At 43.8% G+C, this 20,505-nt stretch carries 17 protein-coding genes; 2 read left to right on the top strand and 15 right to left on the bottom strand.

Annotation, left to right across the window (positions count from 1 at the left end; translation table 11 throughout):
- Nucleotide 1 precedes the first annotated feature (1 nt).
- The 10 genes from ftsW to ISG33_RS01290 form a co-directional block, all read right to left on the bottom strand.
- Entirely contained in the window at nucleotides 2-1,246 is a 1,245-nt protein-coding gene (ftsW, locus tag ISG33_RS01335) for a cell division protein FtsW (RefSeq protein ID WP_195731777.1), read from the bottom strand.
- Complete coding sequence (gene murD, locus ISG33_RS01330) at nucleotides 1,239-2,615, bottom strand: UDP-N-acetylmuramoyl-L-alanine--D-glutamate ligase (RefSeq protein WP_195731776.1); 1,377 nt, start codon at nucleotides 2,613-2,615, stop codon at nucleotides 1,239-1,241. The genes ftsW and murD overlap by 8 nt, the downstream gene beginning before the upstream one ends.
- The gene (mraY, locus tag ISG33_RS01325; protein ID WP_195731775.1) at nucleotides 2,616-3,704 is read right to left on the bottom strand and encodes a phospho-N-acetylmuramoyl-pentapeptide-transferase; all 1,089 of its coding nucleotides are present in this window, start codon (nucleotides 3,702-3,704) and stop codon (nucleotides 2,616-2,618) included.
- Nucleotides 3,698-5,107 (bottom strand): UDP-N-acetylmuramoyl-tripeptide--D-alanyl-D-alanine ligase, encoded by a 1,410-nt coding sequence (locus ISG33_RS01320; protein ID WP_195731774.1) that lies wholly within the window; start codon nucleotides 5,105-5,107, stop codon nucleotides 3,698-3,700. Before ISG33_RS01320 ends, mraY begins: the two co-directional genes overlap by 7 nt.
- Nucleotides 5,104-6,672, bottom strand: coding sequence for a UDP-N-acetylmuramoyl-L-alanyl-D-glutamate--2,6-diaminopimelate ligase (locus tag ISG33_RS01315; protein ID WP_229333413.1), 1,569 nt, complete (start codon nucleotides 6,670-6,672; stop codon nucleotides 5,104-5,106). Before ISG33_RS01315 ends, ISG33_RS01320 begins: the two co-directional genes overlap by 4 nt.
- The gene (locus ISG33_RS01310; protein ID WP_195731773.1) at nucleotides 6,665-8,464 is read right to left on the bottom strand and encodes a peptidoglycan D,D-transpeptidase FtsI family protein; all 1,800 of its coding nucleotides are present in this window, start codon (nucleotides 8,462-8,464) and stop codon (nucleotides 6,665-6,667) included. The genes ISG33_RS01315 and ISG33_RS01310 overlap by 8 nt, the downstream gene beginning before the upstream one ends.
- Entirely contained in the window at nucleotides 8,454-8,786 is a 333-nt protein-coding gene (gene ftsL, locus ISG33_RS01305; RefSeq protein WP_195731772.1) for a cell division protein FtsL, read from the bottom strand. The genes ISG33_RS01310 and ftsL overlap by 11 nt, the downstream gene beginning before the upstream one ends.
- On the bottom strand, nucleotides 8,783-9,742 hold the full coding sequence (rsmH, locus tag ISG33_RS01300) for a 16S rRNA (cytosine(1402)-N(4))-methyltransferase RsmH (protein WP_195731771.1): 960 nt from the start codon (nucleotides 9,740-9,742) through the stop codon (nucleotides 8,783-8,785). The genes ftsL and rsmH overlap by 4 nt, the downstream gene beginning before the upstream one ends.
- Nucleotides 9,739-10,197, bottom strand: coding sequence for a division/cell wall cluster transcriptional repressor MraZ (gene mraZ, locus ISG33_RS01295; RefSeq protein ID WP_195731770.1), 459 nt, complete (start codon nucleotides 10,195-10,197; stop codon nucleotides 9,739-9,741). The genes rsmH and mraZ overlap by 4 nt, the downstream gene beginning before the upstream one ends.
- A gap of 298 nt (nucleotides 10,198-10,495) precedes the next feature.
- Nucleotides 10,496-11,260, bottom strand: coding sequence for a SapC family protein (locus tag ISG33_RS01290; protein ID WP_195731769.1), 765 nt, complete (start codon nucleotides 11,258-11,260; stop codon nucleotides 10,496-10,498).
- 357 nt (nucleotides 11,261-11,617) lie between these two features.
- Here ISG33_RS01290 and ISG33_RS01285 point away from each other — a divergent pair, with 357 nt between their 5' ends.
- Nucleotides 11,618-12,850 carry a dipeptidase gene (locus ISG33_RS01285; protein ID WP_195731768.1) on the top strand — a complete coding sequence of 411 codons (1,233 nt, stop codon included), beginning with the start codon at nucleotides 11,618-11,620 and terminating at the stop codon, nucleotides 12,848-12,850.
- Here the strand turns inward: ISG33_RS01285 and ISG33_RS01280 are convergent.
- The gene (locus ISG33_RS01280; RefSeq protein WP_229333412.1) at nucleotides 12,845-14,038 is read right to left on the bottom strand and encodes an alpha/beta hydrolase; all 1,194 of its coding nucleotides are present in this window, start codon (nucleotides 14,036-14,038) and stop codon (nucleotides 12,845-12,847) included. The two genes, ISG33_RS01285 and ISG33_RS01280, sit on opposite strands and share 6 nt — an antisense overlap.
- Before the next feature lie 93 nt (nucleotides 14,039-14,131).
- A complete protein-coding gene (locus ISG33_RS01275; protein ID WP_195731767.1) occupies nucleotides 14,132-14,881 on the bottom strand; it encodes a glutathione peroxidase in 750 nt (249 codons plus the stop codon).
- A gap of 167 nt (nucleotides 14,882-15,048) precedes the next feature.
- On the opposite strand from ISG33_RS01275, the gene ISG33_RS01270 reads away from it, so the two are divergent.
- Nucleotides 15,049-15,729: an AAA family ATPase gene (locus ISG33_RS01270; RefSeq protein WP_195731766.1), complete on the top strand. Its 681-nt coding sequence runs from the start codon at nucleotides 15,049-15,051 to the stop codon at nucleotides 15,727-15,729.
- On the opposite strand, the gene prsR is transcribed toward ISG33_RS01270, so the two are convergent.
- From prsR to ISG33_RS01255, 3 genes are read right to left on the bottom strand one after another with little or no spacing between them, the layout of a single operon-like run.
- Complete coding sequence (gene prsR, locus ISG33_RS01265) at nucleotides 15,726-17,084, bottom strand: PEP-CTERM-box response regulator transcription factor (RefSeq protein ID WP_195731765.1); 1,359 nt, start codon at nucleotides 17,082-17,084, stop codon at nucleotides 15,726-15,728. The genes ISG33_RS01270 and prsR overlap by 4 nt on opposite strands.
- Before the next feature lie 36 nt (nucleotides 17,085-17,120).
- Entirely contained in the window at nucleotides 17,121-19,142 is a 2,022-nt protein-coding gene (gene prsK / locus ISG33_RS01260) for an XrtA/PEP-CTERM system histidine kinase PrsK (protein WP_195731764.1), read from the bottom strand.
- 6 nt (nucleotides 19,143-19,148) lie between these two features.
- Nucleotides 19,149-20,273 (bottom strand): beta-ketoacyl-ACP synthase III, encoded by a 1,125-nt coding sequence (locus tag ISG33_RS01255; protein WP_195731763.1) that lies wholly within the window; start codon nucleotides 20,271-20,273, stop codon nucleotides 19,149-19,151.
- Nucleotides 20,274-20,505: the final 232 nt, after the last annotated feature.

Raw genomic sequence — 20,505 nt, 5'->3', positions numbered from 1 at the left:
GCTACTCTTCACTTGAGTCTTTGTTTGTACTAATTTTCTTAGCATTTGTTTTGCGACCGCGCTTTAGGGCTTGCACTCCGTCAACTCTTAACTCGAAATCAATACGCAGCAGTATGGCCACAGCAACCGCCATAACTATGAGAGACGAACCACCATAGCTAACAAGTGGTAGCGTTAAGCCCTTAGTCGGGAGTATTCCAGAGCTTGCCCCTACATTTACCGCTGTTTGAAAACTAAACCAAATGCCAATTGCGTAAGCCAAAAACGCATCAAAAGGGCGTTCCTGCGTGAGGGCTTTATTGCCTATGCGTAAGGCAATCGCAACCATTGCTAGAATCAATAGCAGCACTGTGAGAACCCCTATATAGCCCAGCTCTTCCGCGAGTATTGCCATGATGAAATCGGTATGAGCTTCAGGAAGAAATTCCAGTTTTTGTAGGCTATTTCCTAGGCCTTGGCCAAACCAAGAACCTCTACCATAAGCCATTAGCGATTGCGTTAATTGATAGCCTGAACCAAAAGGGTCAGCCCACGGATCTAGAAAGGCTGTTACCCGCTTAACGCGATAAGGCTCAACTAGGATGAGAGCGACCACAGCAAGCACACCCGTAAATATGAGCCCAAAGAACTGCCAAAGTTTAGCCCCAGCCAAAAATAGTAAACCGATAGTGGTTGCTAGCATCACAATAACGGTGCCTAGATCAGGCTGATTCAACAGTAATAATGCCAATAGGAAAAAGACGCCCAACGGCTTTACGAAGCCCTTAAAATTCTCAGAAATCTCTTCGTAACGCCGAACCAAATAGCCCGCTAAATAACAAAAGAAGAAGAGTTTTGCCGGCTCTGCGGCTTGTATAGTAATGGGCCCAACAACAATCCATCGAGTACTACCGTTAACTGTTCTACCGACGATTAACACTGCGATGAGCAAACCAATAGCTAAAAATAATAGATAAGGATTGGCCACCCGCCAGAAGTTCATGGGCAGATTGAGGACAATCATCGCCGCAATAATCGCTAAACCAATATATATGGCGTGGCGAACAGCAAAATGAAAAGGGTTTCCGTGCAAGCGTTCGGCAATTGGCATTGAAGCTGAGCTTACGATAACAAAACCAATAGCAAAAAGCGTCATCGCTATCAGCACTAAGCTTAGATCATAAGGCCGAACTTTGACGCTATCATCATGTTTAGCGGCGAATAATGCCGATAAGCGGTTATCAGGTTTCAACTCTGCATTAGCCATTAACTGCCCCTTCAACATTTTCGGGACTGACCTGCGATAGTACTTGTTCTTTAAATTGTGCGCCTCGCTCCTGATAGTTTTTAAACATATCAATGCTTGCGCAAGCTGGCGACAATAAAACAGTGGCTCTGGGTTGCGTCTCAGCTAATTCCTTTGCTTTCGCAATCGCTGTTGATAAGGTGCTGACCAGAAGAGCATTTGGCTGCAGGGCGATAAAGGCCTCGGCATCCTTCCCAAATACAATCAGCTCATTGACTTTGTTGTGTAGGCTCTCTTTAAGAGCACTTAAGTCTGCACCTTTTGCGTCACCACCAGCAATCAATACTAAATACTCATTGTCATCAAAACAGGCTAAAGCTGCAGCACAAGCACCTACATTGGTTGCTTTAGAATCATTGATCCAACGTTTGCCATCGTGCTCCAACACGAGTTCGAAACGGTGTTCAAGTCCACTATAGGTTTTTAAGCTAGCTGCCGCCACGCGCAAATCAACACCAATGATTTTGGCAATCGCAAACACTGTTAGAGCATTGACAATATTGTGTTTACCCTTAAGGAGCATTTCATCGACTTTGAGCAGTTTTTGAATGTCAGTAGCATTGCCGCTAACACAACTTGAAAATACCAATTCGCTCTTATCGTTCACATAAAAATCAGCTGCAGTATCGCCACTACTTATCGTTAGCTGAGTATTAGCCTTATATTGAGGATCTGGAAAGCTACTTTGTTCGTCTAAGTTGAAGACCAAGCTGTCAGCATTGGAAAATATGCGTTGCTTAGCAAGACGATAGCTTTCAAGGCTACCGTGACGATCGATATGATCTTCCGTAACATTCAGTAAAGTAGCAACTCTTAACTGCAAACTAGAGGTCATTTCAAGTTGAAAACTCGACAACTCTAGCACGACGTAATCATAGTCATGACCTTGCATAAGCAAATCAAGTGCGCCCTGACCGTAATTTCCGGCAAGAGCTACTTTCAAGCCCGCTGATTGAAGTACTTTTCCAAGCATATCAGTAACCGTCGTTTTGCCATTTGAACCGGTTACACCAATAACTGGAGTGCGGTTGAACCAAGCAAAAAGCTCTATGTCACCAATCAAACAACCACCCGCTTTTTGATAGTCTTTGAAGCATGTTTGATGAGGACTTACACCCGGACTCAACACGACAATATCAAAATGTGACAGCTCTGTTGTTTCAGACAAAATAGCGCTAGTTAAGTCAGTAGCCTCAAGTTCCTCGCTGAGATCACGCTTGTCTAATACACAGACTTTCGCATCTTTGGAAAGCAAAAACCGAGCACAAGCGCGCCCGGTGATGCCATAGCCCACAACAGCAATAGACTGATGTGCAAGGTCTTTTCTCATCTAACGCAACTTCAATGTAGCCAGCCCAATGAGGACAAGGATTAAAGAAACGATCCAAAAGCGCACGATCACCCGTGGCTCCGGCCAACCTTTCAGTTCATAGTGATGATGAATAGGTGCCATTCTAAAAATTCTTTTGCCTCTCATCTTGAATGAACCCACTTGTAATATCACCGACAAGGCCTCAACAACAAATACCCCGCCCATGATAATAAATACGATTTCTTGGCGAACTAGAATAGCGAGTAAACCTAAGGTTGCGCCAAGTGACAGTGAGCCCACATCCCCCATGAAGACTTGTGCTGGGTAAGTGTTGAACCACAAGAAACCCAAACCTGCGCCCACAATAGCTGTTGAAACAATAACCAATTCACTAGTGAGTGGAATAAAAGGAATATTGAGGTAAGCAGAAAAATTAAGGTTACCGGTAACATAAGCAAATATCGCAAAAGCACCCGCCACCAAAATGACTGGAACGATAGCCAAGCCGTCTAAGCCATCGGTAAGATTAACCGCGTTACTTGTTCCCACCAAAGCAAAGTAAGAAATGATGATGTAAAAAATACCAAGCTGTGGCATTACGTCTTTGAAGAAAGGAACTAAAAGGGCTGTTTCTGCTGGCACATCAGGATTTGCGCTGTAATAAAGAAAAAAGGCGACAACAATAGCGATAGCAGATTGCCAAAAGTACTTCCAGCGAGCAATCAAGCCTTTTGGGTCTTTTCTCACTACTTTTCGGTAGTCATCTACAAAGCCAACAATGCCGTAAGACACAATCACAAGAATAGTAACTAAGACATATTTATTGGTTAAATCTGCCCATAGGATTATGCTTGCAAGGATTGCAGCCAAAATAAGCAGGCCACCCATGGTAGGCGTTCCAGCTTTTGACAAATGAGTTTGAGGTCCATCATCTCTCACCGTTTGTCCGATTTGTAAATTCTGTAACCAGCGTATCATCGACGGCCCAATCAATATCGCGATCAACAAAGCCGTTAAGGTACTTAATATAGCGCGCAGGGTAAGGTATTTGATAACACCAAAGCTCGCATCAAACTGCATCAGCCAATCGGCTAACCAAATTAACATGCGATACGCTCCCTACGCCTTTCGAACTTTCCCACGGGGCTTTCCTCAATTGCTTTTACTACTAATTCCATTTTTGAACTTCTCGATCCTTTAACTAAAATAGTGATATCGCGTTTCTCGTAACACAGGTTTTCATTCAACATATCGACAAGTGCATCTCTATCGTCGAAATGAAAGCCATTATCTTCAAAGACAGCGCTTGCACATTGGCTTAAGACACCAAGTGAATATACGGCTGAAACTCCTTTAGACTTCGCATATTCCCCCACCTTCTCATGATAATAGCGAGCTTTATCACCCAGCTCAGCCATATCACCCAGAATTAAGACGCGGCTTCCAGAGAAAGTAGCGAGTAAGTCTATCGCTGCATTCACGGAAGCAACGTTGGCGTTGTAGGTGTCATCCAGCAAACGAACCTGATTCGTTAGTTGTTTTACGTTCAAACGCCCACCAACCTCACGCATATTGAAAAGTCCCATTTGTACGTCTTCCAGGCTTGCACCAACGTCGATGGATAAAGCCGCCGCTAAAAGCGCATTACCCACATTGTGCGTACCTGGAATACTCAAACGAATTGCTGCTCTGCCAGCGGGGCAAACAAGCTCGAACTCAGCACAGCCGTCCATGCCCATGGCGATATCTTCTGCGCGATAGTCTCCCTCGGCAGAGTCGGGTGAAAAGCTGAGACAATTTAAGTGAGAAGTTTTTCCCTGCCAGAACTCATAGAATTGACTGTCTCGATTCAAAAGCGCTGTGCCATTTTCACCTAAACCTTTAAATATTTCGCTTTTCGCTCTAGCTACCCCAAACAAACTGCCAAAGCCTTCTAGATGAGAAGCCGCTGCATTCACTATGGTTGCCACATCTGGTTTCACTAAGTTGGTGGTATAGGCGATTTCACCAAGGTGATTGGCTCCCATTTCGATAACGGCAAACTCGTGCTGCTTTTCTAAGCGTAACAGGGTAAGTGGCACACCAATGTGATTATTAAAGTTCCCTTTCGTTGCAAGTACTTTACCTTTCACAGAAAGGATAGAGGCTACCATTTCTTTTACGGTTGTTTTGCCGCTACTGCCAGTTATACCGACTGTTTTCGGCTTTACTTCAGCTTTTACAGCGGCTCCTAACAACCCCAAGGCCTCATTGGTATCAGCAACCGTTATCGTAGGTAGCGGACAATCCACAACTTCGCTTACAATAAGCGCTGCAGCGCCTTTTTCTAGCGCCTTAAATAAGTGTTCGTGCGCATTATGATTAGGCCCAACAAGGGCAATAAAAAGATCACCGGGTTGTAAATCACGCGTATCCGTGCTTACCCCTTTAATGCTGAGATCTTCGACACTTTTGGTATTAAGAGTGCCGTTTACCTTCTCAGCGATCCAAGATAATGAAACAGAAATCATCCGAGTAACTCCAAGGTTAACTGTTTAACGTATTCCCTCTCATTGTAATATTCACGCACGTTATTCAATTCGAGGTATTCTTCATGGCCTTTGCCTGCAACTAAAATGAGGTCATCATTTTGTGTATTAAGGTAAGCCTTTTTGATTGCATCTTTTCTTTCTAGTTCAATGGACAAGTTAGACTTGCCCTGCATCCCTTGTGTAATATCTGCGATAATATTTTCGGGCGATTCTGAGCGGCTATTGTCTTGGGTTAGCACAATATTGTCGGCCCATTTTTCCGCAATACGCCCCATAATCGAACGCTTTGTCGCGTCTCTATCACCGCCACAACCAAACACAACCGTCAGTTTACCGAGTACGTGGGGCCGTGATGCCAATAAGGCCTGCTCGAGGGCATCGGGCGTATGTGCATAATCCACGATAATGTTGCCATGTTTGCGCGACTCAAAAACTTCCATTCTTCCGGGAACACCCTGCAAGAGTGGGATGGCTGCGATAAGACTGTCAAAATCCATGCCTTGCATTAATAGAGCACTTAGCGCAGAAAGTAGGTTCGAAATATTGAACATGCCTATCATTGGCAACGATATACTTGCAATCCCCCAGCTTGACTCGAGCTCAAAACCGCTACCACTGGGAGTAAAACGAGGGCTTTTCGCTATGCAATATTTGAAGTGCTGATTATTATTTGAATAGCTTTCGAAGAGTTCACTTTTGTCTTTGGCTTTAATTGAACAGAGACAAACTGACATGTGAGACGGTAAGGCCGCCACCCAATTCACACTCTCGTTATCATCTGCGTTTAACACGACAGATCGAAGGCCTTCTTGTTGCAGCAGCAACCTTTTTGCGCGGGCATATTCTTCAAAGCTGTGATGATAATCTAAGTGATCTTGCGTAAGGTTCGTGAAAATAGCGGTTTGTGTATTGAAGCCACTTAAGCGTTTTTGATGTAGACCGTGTGAAGAGGCTTCAATACATAGGCGTTGACCACCATGTTGTTTAACCAAGCTCGATAAACGATGAATAGATGCAAGATCTGGTGTCGTATTAATAGTGTCTGAAATCTTCGATATATCACGATTTGATTGATAAAAAGCTACCCCCATCGTACCGATCGTTCCTGCTGGCTCTTCACATAAGGCTGATAACTGGGCGCAAATATGAGTGACCGAAGTTTTGCCATTAGTGCCAGTTACCGCTATGGTTTGAAGCCTTTTCGAGGCATGTTGATAAAAGGCACTGCAAATGAAACCTAAGTGCTTGGATAATTCAAAGAATTGAATGATAAGCGCATCGCTGACCACATCAACTTCGCCATGCAATTCACTCTTTGAGGTAGAAACAAGTATGAGTTTAGCGCCATTCTCTATTGCAGAGTTTATATATTTTCTGCCATCGTCTGAACCGCCCTTTTGCGCGATGAATATCGATTTGTCATTTGCGGCTCGACTGTCCATTACAATGTTATCTGTATCAAACTCGTCAATGAAGATATCGAAAAGAGCTAAAACTTGACTGATCGAACGCATTGGTGGGGATATACTAGGCAGCTTAGTCATTGGACTGCTCCCGCGTTGTGACTCTCGCTAAGGTGTCATTATCATCTGGCGCAATGTTGAGCATTTGCAATGCACCAGCAGTGATTTTGCTGAAGGTCGGTGCAGCTGTTGAGCCTCCATGATAAAGATCACCACCGGGTTCATTGATAAGCACCACCACCGCAATTTGCGGATCGGAAACTGGGGCGACACCCGCGAAGATATTCACGTACTCTTCGCCATAACCACCTGCAACTGCCTTTTTACTCGTGCCCGTTTTTCCTGCGACGCGATAACCAGGCACCCTCGCTAACTTAGCAGAGCCGTCGTCTTCTAGTACGCTCTCCATCATTTCCAAAACAGCGTAAGCCGTCTCTTCGCTAATCACTCGCTCTGGGGCTTCTAAAGCTGGCTCCTCGCTCTTGATAATCGAAAGCGGCATTTTGATGCCACCGTTTGCTATCGTGGCATACATGCGGGCGAGCTGCATCGTTGTTACTGAAATATTGTAACCGAAAGATAAAGCTGCAATTTCATGGTCTGACCAACGCGAGCGTTCGTGGAATATACCATCCGACTCACCTATCATGTTGCTGCCAGAATCACTCATCAAACCCATGTTGTAATAGAGATCCATTAGGAAAGTTTTATCAACCGACAACGCCAATTGCGACGTACCTTTGTTGCTTGAGTATTTTAAGACCTCGCGCAAACTTAATTTCCCTCGGTTTACGCCATCTCGTACGTATATCCCACCCAAACGCATAGTCTCTGAGGTATCAATAATAGTATCGCGAGTAGCAGTGCCGTACTCAAGGGCAGCAATAACCGCCAAGGGTTTTAAGGAAGATCCAGGTTCGAAGGCATCTGTTATCGCTCTATTTCTCAAACGATAATTCGACACTGTAGAACGATCATTTGGATTATAAGAAGGCGTGTTCGCCAAAGCGAGTATTTCTCCACTATGAACATCCACGATAACGACCGACGCCGACTGCGCTTTATAGTACAAGGTAGCTTCTTTTAATTCTCTGTAAGCTAAAGCTTGAATACGCTGATCGATCGTTAAGGTTAGATTTCCTGCTTTTTCACCTTCCTGCTCTTCAATTATTTCAACCTGACGGCCTTTTGCATCACGACGTATTTTTCGTTTGTCAGGTGTCCCCGTTAACCAGTCGTTGTACAGTTTTTCAATGCCTTCTATGCCCTCATCATCAACATTGGTGAAGCCAATCACGTGAGGCGATACTTCACCCGTTGGATAGTAGCGTTTGGATTCGTTACGCAGATAAATGCCAGGAATCGCAAGTTCCTCAACAAAATTAGCCATTGCCGGCGACACTTGTCGCTGCAAATAAGCGAAACGCCGCTTGGGGTTTTTAACGGTTGTGTAAATGCTCTCAACATCTTTACCCAACACTTTTGCCAAGGCTTCAAAGCGCCGCTCATCAAGAGGCTCGGTACTGCCTGTTTCGGCATCGTAAGCGTGCACAACCATTGGGTCAGCCCAGATGGCCTTTGCTGGCACGCTCACCGCTAATTGTTGCCCGTTTCTATCGGTGATTAAACCTCGATAAGTCGGATTGTCGCGCACGCGTATGGTTCTGTTGTCGCCCTGTTTAATCAGTGCGTCAGGCTCAATTACTTGAATGTAAGCAGCTCTGGCGGCAAGACAGAAAAACACAAGCACGACACTGAATAGCACAGTCAAAAAGCGCCATTGCATTAAAATGGGCGAGATATTTTGTTTGGCTTGGCGGTCGGAACTTGCTCGGTTTTTCGCAGTTGAACGCCGTCTAGCGTTAACTGCCATTTGGTTTCCCTCGTACTAAAATTTCGTCATCTGGCCCTGGGCGTCGCATATCTAAATTTTTGCTGACAATTTGTTCGATACGATTGTGCTCAGTAAGCGCACTTTGCTCGATGATCAAGTGACGCCATTCAATATCTAAGGCATCTTTTTCTTGTACCAGTTTTTCATGCTGAATACTTAGTTGGCGATTATGGTGAGCGCTTAACACCACGGCCAACGCAGAAGCAATTACGGTTAGAAATAAAAAAACCTTGAAGAGGTTTCGTCCAAGGTCTGATGTCATTAACAACAACAAGTTGAAATTAGTGCTTGGCATTTTCATAGTTTTTCTGCCACCCTCAACACCGAAGATCTTGAGCGAACATTCTCGCTGACTTCCTCGCGGCTGGGTTTAATCGCTTTTCCAATAGCCTTCAGTACTTTATCCGCATCAATCTCCTGTTGCGTTATAGGCATATTGTGGGGAACATCTTTACCTTTGCTTTGGCTTCGAATAAAACGCTTCACAACACGATCTTCCAAAGAATGGAAGCTAATGACAGCAAGGCGTCCACCGGGCTTCAAAACCTCAACAGCACCCTCTAGGCCGGCGTTAAGTTGATCAAGTTCACCATTGATAAAAATACGAACGCCCTGGAAACTGCGAGTTGCTGGATGCTTGTATTTGTCTTTTACTGGTACCGCCTTGTCTATTAAGGCGGCAAACTCGGCTGTCGTTTCTAGCGGTTTTATTGCACGTTGCTCAATGACTGCATGGGCGATACGCTTGCCGAACTTTTCTTCACCATAAGTTTTTAATACCATGGTTATCTCGTCTAAGTCAGCGTATTGCAACCATGTAGCCGCGCTCATTCCTGAGCTACGGTCCATTCGCATATCGAGTGGACCATCTTTTTGAAAGCTGAAGCCTCTTGAGGCATCATCTAGTTGTGGAGACGACACCCCGATATCCATAAGAACACCATCAATTTCACCCATCAAATCAAGCTCGTTGACCACGTCTTTTATATTTGAAAATGCGACATGATGAATGCTGAATCTGGGGTCGTCGGAGAAAGTCTTTGCGGCTTCAATAGCAGCATCATCGCGATCAAGTGCAATGAGTCTACCGTTTTCCGAAAGTTGTTTAAGAATGTGCTGGCTATGACCACCACGCCCAAAAGTAGCGTCAATATAGATGCCATCAGGCTTAATGTTTAAACCAGAGATAGATTCTTGGAGTAAAACTGAGCGGTGAACAAAACTTGCTGATTCTGCAGATATCGTTTCTAGGGTCATAGTGAGAAATCCTGAAGACGTTCCGTAAGCTCGAATTGACCTTGCTTTTCCGTTTCAATGTCTTCAGAGATTTGTTGCTGCCAAGTATTAGCATCCCATATTTCAAACTTATTCAACTGCCCCACCAGCATCACTGGCTTATCGAGATCTGCATGTTGACGAAGTGTCGGAGCAATGAGAATACGGCCACTCTTGTCCATTTCAACTTCCATAGCGTAGCCCAGTAACAGGCGTTGGAGTCGTCTTTCTTGAGGATTGGTGCTTGATAGCTTACTTAATTTAAGCTCAATTTCTTCCCACTCAGGGAGTGGGTAGAGTAGCAAACAGTTTTGGGAGATATCAATCGTGCAAACCAGTTGTCCCTGACAATCATCCAACAGCGACTGGCGATACCTTGTAGGTATCGTGAGTCGACCTTTGCTGTCCAGATTGATTGCGTTAGCGCCGCGGAACATTCCCCTAGCCTTTTATTTTTATTGTTAGCTCATAATTATTATTGTTTTTATTTTTTATTAGCTGGTTGCACTTGACTGAAAAAACCATTTTTCGCCACTTCTACCCACTTTTGACAGTTTATGTACCACCATGCCCCCCTGTCAAGCACATTTATGACAAAAAATGAAATAAGCACTCCTAGCAACTGTACATAAACACAGGCTTTAGACATAAATAGGAATAGGGTCGCAATTTAGGAACAGGCATAAAAAAACCACCCGAAGGTGGTTTTTCTTATACTTATTAACTGCTTATAAATTAAGCAGTAGTCTCGCTTTTCTCAGTTTCCGTTGCTACCGGACGAATTTGAACAGTGCGAATAGGTTTATCACTTTTATTTGATAATTCAACCAAACGGTTCAATTGAGCCAATGACATCATGATAGCGTACATTGCGCCCAAGAAGCCGGCCTTATGTAATTCGAGAATAATGGCATCATCAAGTGTGTTTAATTTCTTCTCATTAATACTCATGATACCCGTCACATTTCTAGCTGAGCCATCTTGATACTGAATACCAATTTGCACATTCTCTAGCAATTCAAGCTCAGTAACACGTTTAATGAAACGTTGATTCATCATTTCGCTATTAGCAAGTTCCGCCAAAAACTTTTGACGGCTTTGTAAAAACTCAGTCGCCTCGCCACTTTCGGTAAACAAAGCTTCGCCTTGATCGCCTACCAAGTCGCTGTTTTCATCGAAGAATACGCCAAGCTGATCACCGTCAGGACGAATATCAAATGGATAACGTTGAATATTAAGTGGAACATGCGGACCTTGCCATCTGTCATCGGCCCAAAACAAGTTCTTGTTCTGATCAAGGCCTAGCATGGCAACGGTATGAATATTTTTATTTGTTGGATCTTCAATAAAAACGACTGGCATTGTTGATGCTAATTGTGCGAATTCACGAATTGTTGCAGCAGCAAGGTGAGTTTCTTTTGAAAAACTAAGATCTAATTGAGGAACGATCTTAATTGATTGATGCTTTTCTTTATCCAGAGGAATGTAGTTAATAGCCATGTTGTTATTTTTCTCTTACGTAAGTTTGATGCGGCAAATGATTGTCTAAGTATCGCACCTTCGAGCTCAAAAAACCAAAGCTAGTGATAGCTATTAATTCTCTCAGCGATTAAAAATTTTCTTTTTGTCACAGCCCATATTTGACTGGCACTGTAAGGTCGTTATTATTACGTAAAGCACAAGGCTTGTCACTCTGTAACTTTACATTAACAAATGAATCGCTATCGATCGCACAAAAAACAAACGTTAATGCTAGGTTTAGGTTTTTGTACCAGCGTCGATGCACAAAAGGACGTTAACTGTGCTCAACACTCATACACCTCAAGGTATCGTTATACAATTCAACAAGGATGAAAAATGAACAACATTAAACGCCCTCTATCACTTTGCGCAGTTGCGCTAGCTATCACCTTAAGTACTGCCGGATGTCAATCAAGCACAGTTAACAATCTCAAATTACAAGAGAGCCATGCAGCTGCAGCAAAAAGAATTACTCAACAAAATATAATCGTTGATGGACACATAGATGTGCCCTACCGACTGCAAAATCAATGGGTAGATGTAACAAAGTCAACAATTAATGGTGATTTTGATTATCCCAGAGCGGTTGAAGGGGGTCTAAACGCACCGTTTATGTCTATTTACGTGCCTGCAAGTTTAGATGATTCGGCTGAATCAACAAAGCTTGCGCACCGCTTGATCGATTACGTCGAAGCGATTGTTGGTAGAGCACCCGAAAAATTTGCCTTGGCTACAAGCGTGGCTGACGTTGAGAGAAACTTCGCAGACAACAAAATATCACTTCCAATGGGAATGGAGAATGGTTCCCCTGTGCAAGGCTCGCTTGATACCCTTGCTACCTTCTACGAGCGCGGAATTCGCTATATCACCCTTGCCCATAGTCAAAGCAATCATATCTCAGACTCATCTTATGACCTTCGCAGGCAATGGAAGGGCCTGAGTCCTTTTGGTATAGAGATGGTAAAAGAAATGAATGCACTGGGCATTATTGTTGATATTTCTCATGTGTCGGATGATGCTTTTTATCAAACGGTTGCATTAAGCACTGCTCCCGTGATTGCCTCTCATTCCTCCCTGAGAAAATTTACGCCGGGTTTTGAGCGCAACATGGACGATGAAATGATAAGAGCCCTAGCTAAAAACAAAGGGATAATTATGATCAACTTTGGTTCTGGTTTCATCAGTCCAACGGCAAGAGCATGGCGCGACAATCGTACGAAACAGGCTGCCGAATTAGCAAAAACTTTTGGTCGCGACAGCAAAGAAGTGAGTGACTTTGTGGCAAAGTACAATACCGACAAGCCCTATCCTTTTGCGACTTTAGAAACAGTGCTCGATCACATTGATCATGTCGTCAATTTGGTTGGCATAGACTTCGTAGGCATCGGCTCTGATTATGATGGCGTTGGCGACTCACTGCCTGTAAACCTCAAAGACGTATCTGACTTTCCAAGGCTAGTAGAGGGCTTGTTAAAGCGAGACTATTCTGAAGATGATATTAAGAAAATTCTCAATGAGAACTTTCTCAGAGTATGGCGCGAGGTTGAAGCAGTAGCTGCTAAGTCATAGAGACTTCATAAAATAGCTAAGCATTAACATCATTTGATTAAAAAGTGGGTTTGGCGTGGGAACAGCGCAACGCTCACTAATGTTCAGTGCTTGTTTGTCAATTTTAAGTCCTATCATCATCTGTGCAGACATCACTAAGTCTTGGTGGCAAGTATCATAACTCTCAGCAATGGTAAATATGTGATGCTCCCCTTCGATCTGCTGGCTTAAACCATCTACGCCGTGATAGGGAGTAATAATATCGGCGAGAGAGTGAGCAATAAAGATGGGAAAGTGACGGTCGATTGCCCTTCCACTCTCATCTTCGCCGCTTTCAAGCATATCGCGGATTTCGAATATAACATCAGCTAGGCTCAGTCCAGCAAAACCGGCAACATCTGGATAGCGGTAAGGATGAGGCCCATGACTAACAAACTCACCGTCAGATAATTTGGCAATGGACTTCATCCCCCATATAGCCCCGAGTCTTTCTGCATTGTTCGATAAAGCCAACGCAGCAGAGAAAAGAAGTAAGCCGTCGATGTTATCTTCGTTTAATAATGCATAGCGTGTCGCTAAAGTTCCGCCAGTCGAAAAGCCACCAATAAAGCGCCGTTCAGAAAAGGGCTCTACCAAGGCCATGACATCGTCTACATGACGATACCAGCGCTCTTTGAGCTTATCGTCCTTCATATCTTCCCTAGCGTCACGCTTGCCATGCCCTGGGCTCAATGCAACAACGACAGTATAGCCTGACGATTGAAGATGTTCGGCAATCCCACGCATGAAGAAAGGGCTATCAGAGAGACCATGAAATAGCACGACAATATCCACCGGCTTCTTTACCTTGGCTGAAGGATGAGCGCCTAATGGTGAATTGCTTGCACGCGAGAATAGGATATACGGAGAGTTGCCTTCATTGCGCAAACTTTCAAAGCACACTTTATGTTCTAGCTTGGCTACTTGTTGTTGGCAAGGGTAGCTCTTACCAAGTTCGGCTTCGTACAATTCAGTAAAACCTTGCATAAGTCTTAAAGGCACTCCTAGTTGAGCGCTTGCTTTATCGTTCATGACCTCACTCGGCAACGCTACCAGCTTATCAGAAGTGTCGACCGCGTTGTCGAGAGCTATAGCAGATGGAAAATAAAATAAGATCAACAGGAGCAAGGAGAAGGAAGCAGATTTATGCACGGAGTTAAAAATTGTCATGTTCACACTGGCTATGATGGATAATGGTGCAGAGGATAACAACAAAAAAGCGCCATAGACAATACAATCTATGACGCTTATCTTGCTTGTCTTTTATGCAGACTGTAGGAATGCCTCTAGATCGTCACTTCCACCGATATGCTGTCCACCAATGAACACTTGCGGAACCGTATCACGACCCGAAATCGCTTTTAAGGAAGCGAGACTGGCTTGACTACCTAAAACGATTTCTTCGAACTCGTATCCTGCATCACTCAACAAGGTCTTGGCCTTAGCACAAAATGGGCAACCCGGCTTAGTAAATAACGACACTTCTTGAGGAGCACGAGAGCCCGGCGCCAAGTATTCAAGCATGGTATCAGCGTCGGATACTTCAAACGGGTCACCGGGTACGTTAGGTTCAATAAACATTTTTTCAACAACGCCGTCATTCACTAGCATGGAATAGCGCCAGCTGCGTTTTCCAAAGCCAATATCATCTTTATCAACTAACATTTCCATAGCCGCTGTGAACTCGCCATTACCATCAGGGATAACAGTAATGTTCTCAGCTTCTTGATCAGCTAACCAAGCATTCATTACGAAGGTATCATTGACAGACATACAACATACTTCATCAACGCCTAGTTTCTTAAATACCCCTGCCAATTGATTATATCTAGGCAAGTGTGTTGACGAACAAGTGGGAGTAAATGCTCCAGGTAGTGAAAATAAAATGACCTTCTTACCTGCAAAAATAGACTGAGACGACATTTTTTGCCATTCATCGTTTACGCGTACAGGCCACGTAACGTCAGGAACTTTTTTACCTTCCTGATTGGGTAAGTGTGTAGGTTGAGCCATGTTTTTCCTTATTTAGGGTATAGTAGAATATGCTTAAATATTAATTGATATTCACAAGAATGCCAGTGAAACAAGTAGATTTTAGCCTCTAGCAAGCGTTGAAGATAAAATCGAACACAAAACCAAAACGCTTTGCTTATAAAAACTGATAACTATAAAGGTGATATATGATCGTTTTAGTAGGTGGAGAGAAAGGCGGCAGCGGTAAAAGCTGTATTGCGCAAAATTTAGCTGCACTGCTTACTGTTGAAGATAATGCCAGTGTGCTCATTGTTGATTGCGATAGCCAAGGAACAAGCGCCGATTGGATAAAATTAAGAAACACCAACCCGAAAGCACCCACCATTGACTTGGTGCAGCTAAATGGAAAGATTCGAAATCAATTATTGGGTTACAGTAGTCAATACGACTATGTCGTTGTTGATTGCGGGGCACAAGACACAATGGCATTGCGTTCGACACTGTCTACTGCAAACGTGGCCTTGTTGCCCATGCGCCCCAAGAGGAGAGACCTAAAAACCTTGCCGCATATCGACGAGATGGTACACAGTTGTAAACTAGTAAATCACCACCTTAGTGCGCATATCGTGTTAACTCAATGCCCATCACAACCCAATCAACAAAGCAGGCTAAACGAAGCTAAGTCGATGGCTGATCTATATGATATTGAAGTATCGGAGCATGTATTGCATGAGCGCCACATCTATGACGATAGCGAAGAGTCTGGACTATCGGTCATAGAATGCGAACCCAAAGGCAAGGCTGCCGATGAACTTAGAGCACTATTCAAAGACTTAGTGCAAATACCAAAGCAAGAGAGCTTCGATAATGTTGTAAGCTTCGCTTAAGCGTTCGCTTTCAGGTCTTCTAAATGATATTTATCGATAAGAGAATAAAGTGTAGGCCGAGTTACACCCAGTAGCTCTGCCGTTTTAGAGATATTTTGTTCAGACTGATGGTAGGCGCGCCTGATGGCCTTACTTTCAGCTTGCTCTCTAACTTCACGCAAATTAAGTACAACCGTATCTTCCTCTGACTTCTTAGCCACTAAGCTCAAGTCGTCGGCGTTAATCACATTTCCTTCAGCTAACACTACTGCTGACTTCAGCTTATTCTGAAGCTCTCGGATGTTACCAGGCCACGGGTGTGCGAGCATTGCCTCAATTGCGTCTTCACTGAAACCTTTTATCTTGTTGCCATATTCTTCTTTGTATTGGCTCAAGAAAGTACGAGCTAATAGAATCACGTCTTCATCACGATCGCGAAGAGGTGGTATTGAGATAACAATTTCACCCACTCTATAAAACAAATCTTCACGGAAGGTTTCTTCTTGTACCATGGTCTGTAGGTTTCGATGGGTGGCGCAAACAACGCGAATATCAACCGGTATTTCGTTTCTTCCACCTACCCGCTCGATTACTCGTTCTTGTAAGAAACGCAGCATCTTAGCTTGCAAACCCAATGGCATATCACCAATTTCGTCAAGAAAAAGAGTGCCGCCCTGAGCAGTTTCGATTTTACCCAGAGTCGTCTTGTTAGCGCCGGTAAACGCGCCTTTTTCATAACCAAAAAGCTCACTCTCTAGCAGGTTCTCTGGAATAGATGCACAGTTTATCGCTACAAAAGCTTTGCCTTTTCTCTGACTATGATCATGAATACTTCTAGCGAAGACCTCTTTACCAGTGCCACTCTCCCCTAACAGCAACACAGATATATCGGTTGACGCGATTTTTTCAGCTTTCCGACTAATATTTTGTATTGCTTCGCTATTTCCTATAATTCTGCCCATCGCTGGGTTCGACAGAGTTAACAAATGATTTTCATGTTCTAACGATGCTAAATTCAGCGCTCGCTTTATAAGAATGTTGATGGTGTCGGAATCTATTGGCTTTTGATAGAAGTCGTAGGCTCCCATACTAATTGCTTTCAGCGCATTTTCTTTATCGTTATTCCCCGTCACCACGATAACTTTAGTGCGAGGCAGCAAAGACATGATTTCTTGCAGCGTTTTTAAGCCCTCAGAGGCATTAGCGGGATCAGGCGGTAGGCCTAAGTCAAGTGTCACAACGGCCGGTTCAAAGCGACGAAGCTGGGCAATTGCTGCCGAACGATCGGCAGCGAATACGGTATCGAATTCAGACAAAGCCCATTTCAGTTGCTTTTGAATACCTAGGTCGTCATCTACTACTAGTACTTTGTCCATTCTTCTGCCTTGTTATTCCGTTGTACTGCGCCGAATTTACGCTGTTACGGGTAAAGTAATAATAAAGGTGGTGCCCTCACCAACTTTGCTGTGCACTGCTATTGTACCACCAATTTCTTCAATATAGTTTTTTGCGTCGTAAGCACCAATGCCCATCCCAGCGTTGCCTTTAGTAGTATCAAAAGCTTTAAACAGACGCGTCGCGATGAAGTGCTCACTCATGCCTTCACCGTCATCCGTAATTGTTAAAATTGCATGTACATCTTGAGTTAACTCTACACTTACCTTTCCTGAGTCTGACGTCGCTTGCTGAGCGTTGCTGACAAGGTGATAGAGTACATTACTAAACTTCTCGCTATCAATATTGAGCAATACTTGCGATTTCGCCACAAAGGTGGGCAGAGGTAGCATGCCTTGGCAACGCTCAGAGAGAATATTCTGGATAAGGTCGTGCAAGGCTGTTTTGCTATTTTTTTGCGCCTCAACGCCTTTTTTATCAGTCAATTGTTTTAACATTTTGTCCATTCTCGCTTTGGTATGCTCGAGCGTTTCAAATGTGTCATCAATGAACTCAGGATTAGATTTGTGCTGCTGAGCATTAGCCAATATCAAATCAATTTGCGCCATCACGTTTTTTAGGTCGTGTAAAACAAATGCCGACATACGGCTAAACGCCGCAAACTGTGCATTTTCAGCCAAGGCGTAAGCCCCTTCAAATTGATATAAATAATTGGAGACCTGCGCCGTAACAGCATTGATGTAATCTCTTAGTTCCCAATTCAATAGTTTCCTTTGCTCTTCGTGAGCGTCAATGAAGGCCATTCCCCATAACTCATCCTTCTTGAACATTGGAATCACTAACTGATAATCAAAGTGCTCCATAAAGTAGTCTTTGTGCATGAGTTCTTCATACTGATGAGGCTTTACCTTCAATTCTTGTATATCTATTATCCACTCTTTAATTTCAAAGTAAGACAACAAAGCTGTCACTTTATCAGGCTCAAAATGACGGTTATTACCCGAAGTGATCTCTGCAACTTGCTGTAAACCGGATTTTTGCAGTTTCAGAATCACGCCACTTTCGTACTCCATAGCCTCAAGCATGGCATGCAAAGAGGTCTGATATACATCCTGCAAGTTTTCGTCTTGCCCATTCAGGCTCTCTGTTAACTGCACCCACTGAACACGATAATCGAATTGATTTGCATAAAAATGCTTGGTAATAAATACCTTTATTCTGGTGCGAAAGTTATGCGATAAGAATAAAGAAATCAGCAACACTAAAGATATAGCAACAAGAGCAAGCTGTAAGGGGTAGCTCCACGAACCACCCATAAATTTTACCAAGTAACCGACTAAAGCCATGACAAATAGATACGCGCCAGCTACCAACAGAAGCGTACTGTGCAACACCACATCACGGCTAACAAAGATGGTAACCCCCCAATGGCTAATTCTGCGAATAGCAAGTATCAAGAAAGGTAACAAACAGAGATAGATGTAAGGTCGGGCAATAACGTAATTTTCACCAATTTGATTAATCATGGTCGCGTTGGCATAGGTCACAAAATCAAACAAACTCAATGCGCCTAAGAACAAAACCAAAGGTTTGTAGGCCCACTTATGCTCACCGGCTTGACGAAACACTAATTCGAGTACAATCAGCATTTGCAAGGCGATAATAGTATGTAATGAATATTGCCAGAGTAGCGGGATAGCGCCGCTGCCAGCACTTATTAGTGCAACAGTAGGTAACGTAAGTAAAGCGAGCGTAGTTGGACGTATTACGATTTGCTTGAAAGAGGAAAAATCGGCCCGCAGACAGGCAGCTAAGAAAAGCATCCAAACCCATTGGCGAGCTGCATCAGCGACGAAAAAGTCGCCAATATCCCGTTGCCAACCCAATACGGTCAAATGGCTCGCCGCCCACAAGCAGGTAACAAGACTGGCGCCCAAAAGAAGGTGCTTTGCAAAGCCAGTCGTTCTGCCAGTCAACAATAGCAACATGAGGGAGAAGTAGCCCAGTGCCGCTAAGCCATATCCTAAATTTCCTAACATCCGTGTTTATCTCTTTTTAACGAGCAGACTTCCAATTGAGTATCCAGCGCCAAATGAACACAAAATGCCATAATCGCCACTAGAGAGATCTTCATTGTATAAATTGAACGCAATAACTGAACCAGCCGAGGCTGTATTAGCATAGCGGTCAAGTACTATCGGTGCTTCTTCTCTACTCGCATCGCGACCCAACAGGCGTTTACTAATAAGAGTATTCATATTGATATTGGCTTGATGCAACCACCAACGACTTAGGTTATCAGGCACAAGGTCATGCTTGGCAAGATGCTCTTTAATATGCTCAGCAGCTAGTGGGCAAACATCCTTAAAAACCTTTCGGCCTTCTTGATGAAAAAGCTTGTCTGGGCCATAGGGGTCGGTATCGTTTGCCCTGTTCATATAGCCATGATTAGAGCGAATGTTACTTGAGAATTGGGTAAATGCTTTAGTGCTTAACACATCGTAGGCATTTGCCGAGCTGACAGTTTCTGCACTTTCTAAAATAGCTGCGGTAGCAACATCACCGAAAATAAAATGACTATCGCGATCAGTGTAGTTAATTTGTGGCGATACTAACTCAGGATTAATAACTAAAACGCATTTTGCCGTTTCGGCTTTCACCATTTCATAGGCGCGATGCATACCAAAAGTGGCCGCAGAACACGCAACCAACATATCAAAGCCAAAACCTTGAATACCAAGCTCGGCTTGAACTTCTATTGCAATGGCTGGATAAGAGCGCTGTAAGTAAGCGCAAGAAACGATGACGGCGTCAATATCACTGGCACTTTTATTTGCAGCTTGCATGGCTTTTTTAGCTGCTTCGACGGCTATTTCAGCTTGGTTAGAAAGCTCGTCTTCGCCTCTTTCAGCGATAGCAGGGCGCATTCTATTAATATCCAACACCCCCTCTTTCTCATAAATGTAGCGACTTTTGATACCTGAGGCTTTTTCAACGAATTCAGCACTTGAATGTGGCTTTGCTTGTAATACACCAGCCTCAATATCTGCTGCATTTTCGGCATTGTATTGATCAGCATAAGCGTTGTAAGCGCCAATAAGCTCTTGGTTACTTATGCTGTGTTTTGGTGTCCATAAGCCTGTTCCACTCAGTACCACTTGTTGCGTCATATTATTGCCTTGTTAATGCTATTCTTATTAATCCCCTTAGAGTAACGCTTAACACTACTTTTGTCACTTGATACGCGCATGGATGCATTTGGAGAACGGCCATGCGATAGCAAAAGTAGTTGACGGGCCCTTGCTCTTCGAAACCGTCCAATTGCATGGATGCATTTGGAGAACGACCATGCGAGAGCAAAAGTAGTTGACGGGCCCTTGCTCTTCGAAACCGTCCAATTGT

The sequence above is a fragment of the Marinibium conchae genome (genome assembly GCF_015595035.1).
Taxonomy (GTDB): domain Bacteria; phylum Pseudomonadota; class Gammaproteobacteria; order Enterobacterales; family Alteromonadaceae; genus Glaciecola.
The sequence above is the reverse complement of the archived record's forward strand: the minus strand, read 5'-3'. Positions and strand labels throughout refer to the sequence as shown.

Coding starts and splice junctions, on each gene's coding strand:
- ftsW (WP_195731777.1), bottom strand. CDS start 1,246: ATGGCTAATGCAGAGTTGAAACCTGATAACCGCTTATCGGCATTATTC.
- murD (WP_195731776.1), bottom strand. CDS start 2,615: ATGAGAAAAGACCTTGCACATCAGTCTATTGCTGTTGTGGGCTATGGC.
- mraY (WP_195731775.1), bottom strand. CDS start 3,704: ATGTTAATTTGGTTAGCCGATTGGCTGATGCAGTTTGATGCGAGCTTT.
- ISG33_RS01320 (WP_195731774.1), bottom strand. CDS start 5,107: ATGATTTCTGTTTCATTATCTTGGATCGCTGAGAAGGTAAACGGCACT.
- ISG33_RS01315 (WP_229333413.1), bottom strand. CDS start 6,672: ATGACTAAGCTGCCTAGTATATCCCCACCAATGCGTTCGATCAGTCAA.
- ISG33_RS01310 (WP_195731773.1), bottom strand. CDS start 8,464: ATGGCAGTTAACGCTAGACGGCGTTCAACTGCGAAAAACCGAGCAAGT.
- ftsL (WP_195731772.1), bottom strand. CDS start 8,786: ATGAAAATGCCAAGCACTAATTTCAACTTGTTGTTGTTAATGACATCA.
- rsmH (WP_195731771.1), bottom strand. CDS start 9,742: ATGACCCTAGAAACGATATCTGCAGAATCAGCAAGTTTTGTTCACCGC.
- mraZ (WP_195731770.1), bottom strand. CDS start 10,197: ATGTTCCGCGGCGCTAACGCAATCAATCTGGACAGCAAAGGTCGACTC.
- ISG33_RS01290 (WP_195731769.1), bottom strand. CDS start 11,260: ATGGCTATTAACTACATTCCTCTGGATAAAGAAAAGCATCAATCAATT.
- ISG33_RS01285 (WP_195731768.1), top strand. CDS start 11,618: ATGAACAACATTAAACGCCCTCTATCACTTTGCGCAGTTGCGCTAGCT.
- ISG33_RS01280 (WP_229333412.1), bottom strand. CDS start 14,038: ATGACAATTTTTAACTCCGTGCATAAATCTGCTTCCTTCTCCTTGCTC.
- ISG33_RS01275 (WP_195731767.1), bottom strand. CDS start 14,881: ATGGCTCAACCTACACACTTACCCAATCAGGAAGGTAAAAAAGTTCCT.
- ISG33_RS01270 (WP_195731766.1), top strand. CDS start 15,049: ATGATCGTTTTAGTAGGTGGAGAGAAAGGCGGCAGCGGTAAAAGCTGT.
- prsR (WP_195731765.1), bottom strand. CDS start 17,084: ATGGACAAAGTACTAGTAGTAGATGACGACCTAGGTATTCAAAAGCAA.
- prsK (WP_195731764.1), bottom strand. CDS start 19,142: ATGTTAGGAAATTTAGGATATGGCTTAGCGGCACTGGGCTACTTCTCC.
- ISG33_RS01255 (WP_195731763.1), bottom strand. CDS start 20,273: ATGACGCAACAAGTGGTACTGAGTGGAACAGGCTTATGGACACCAAAA.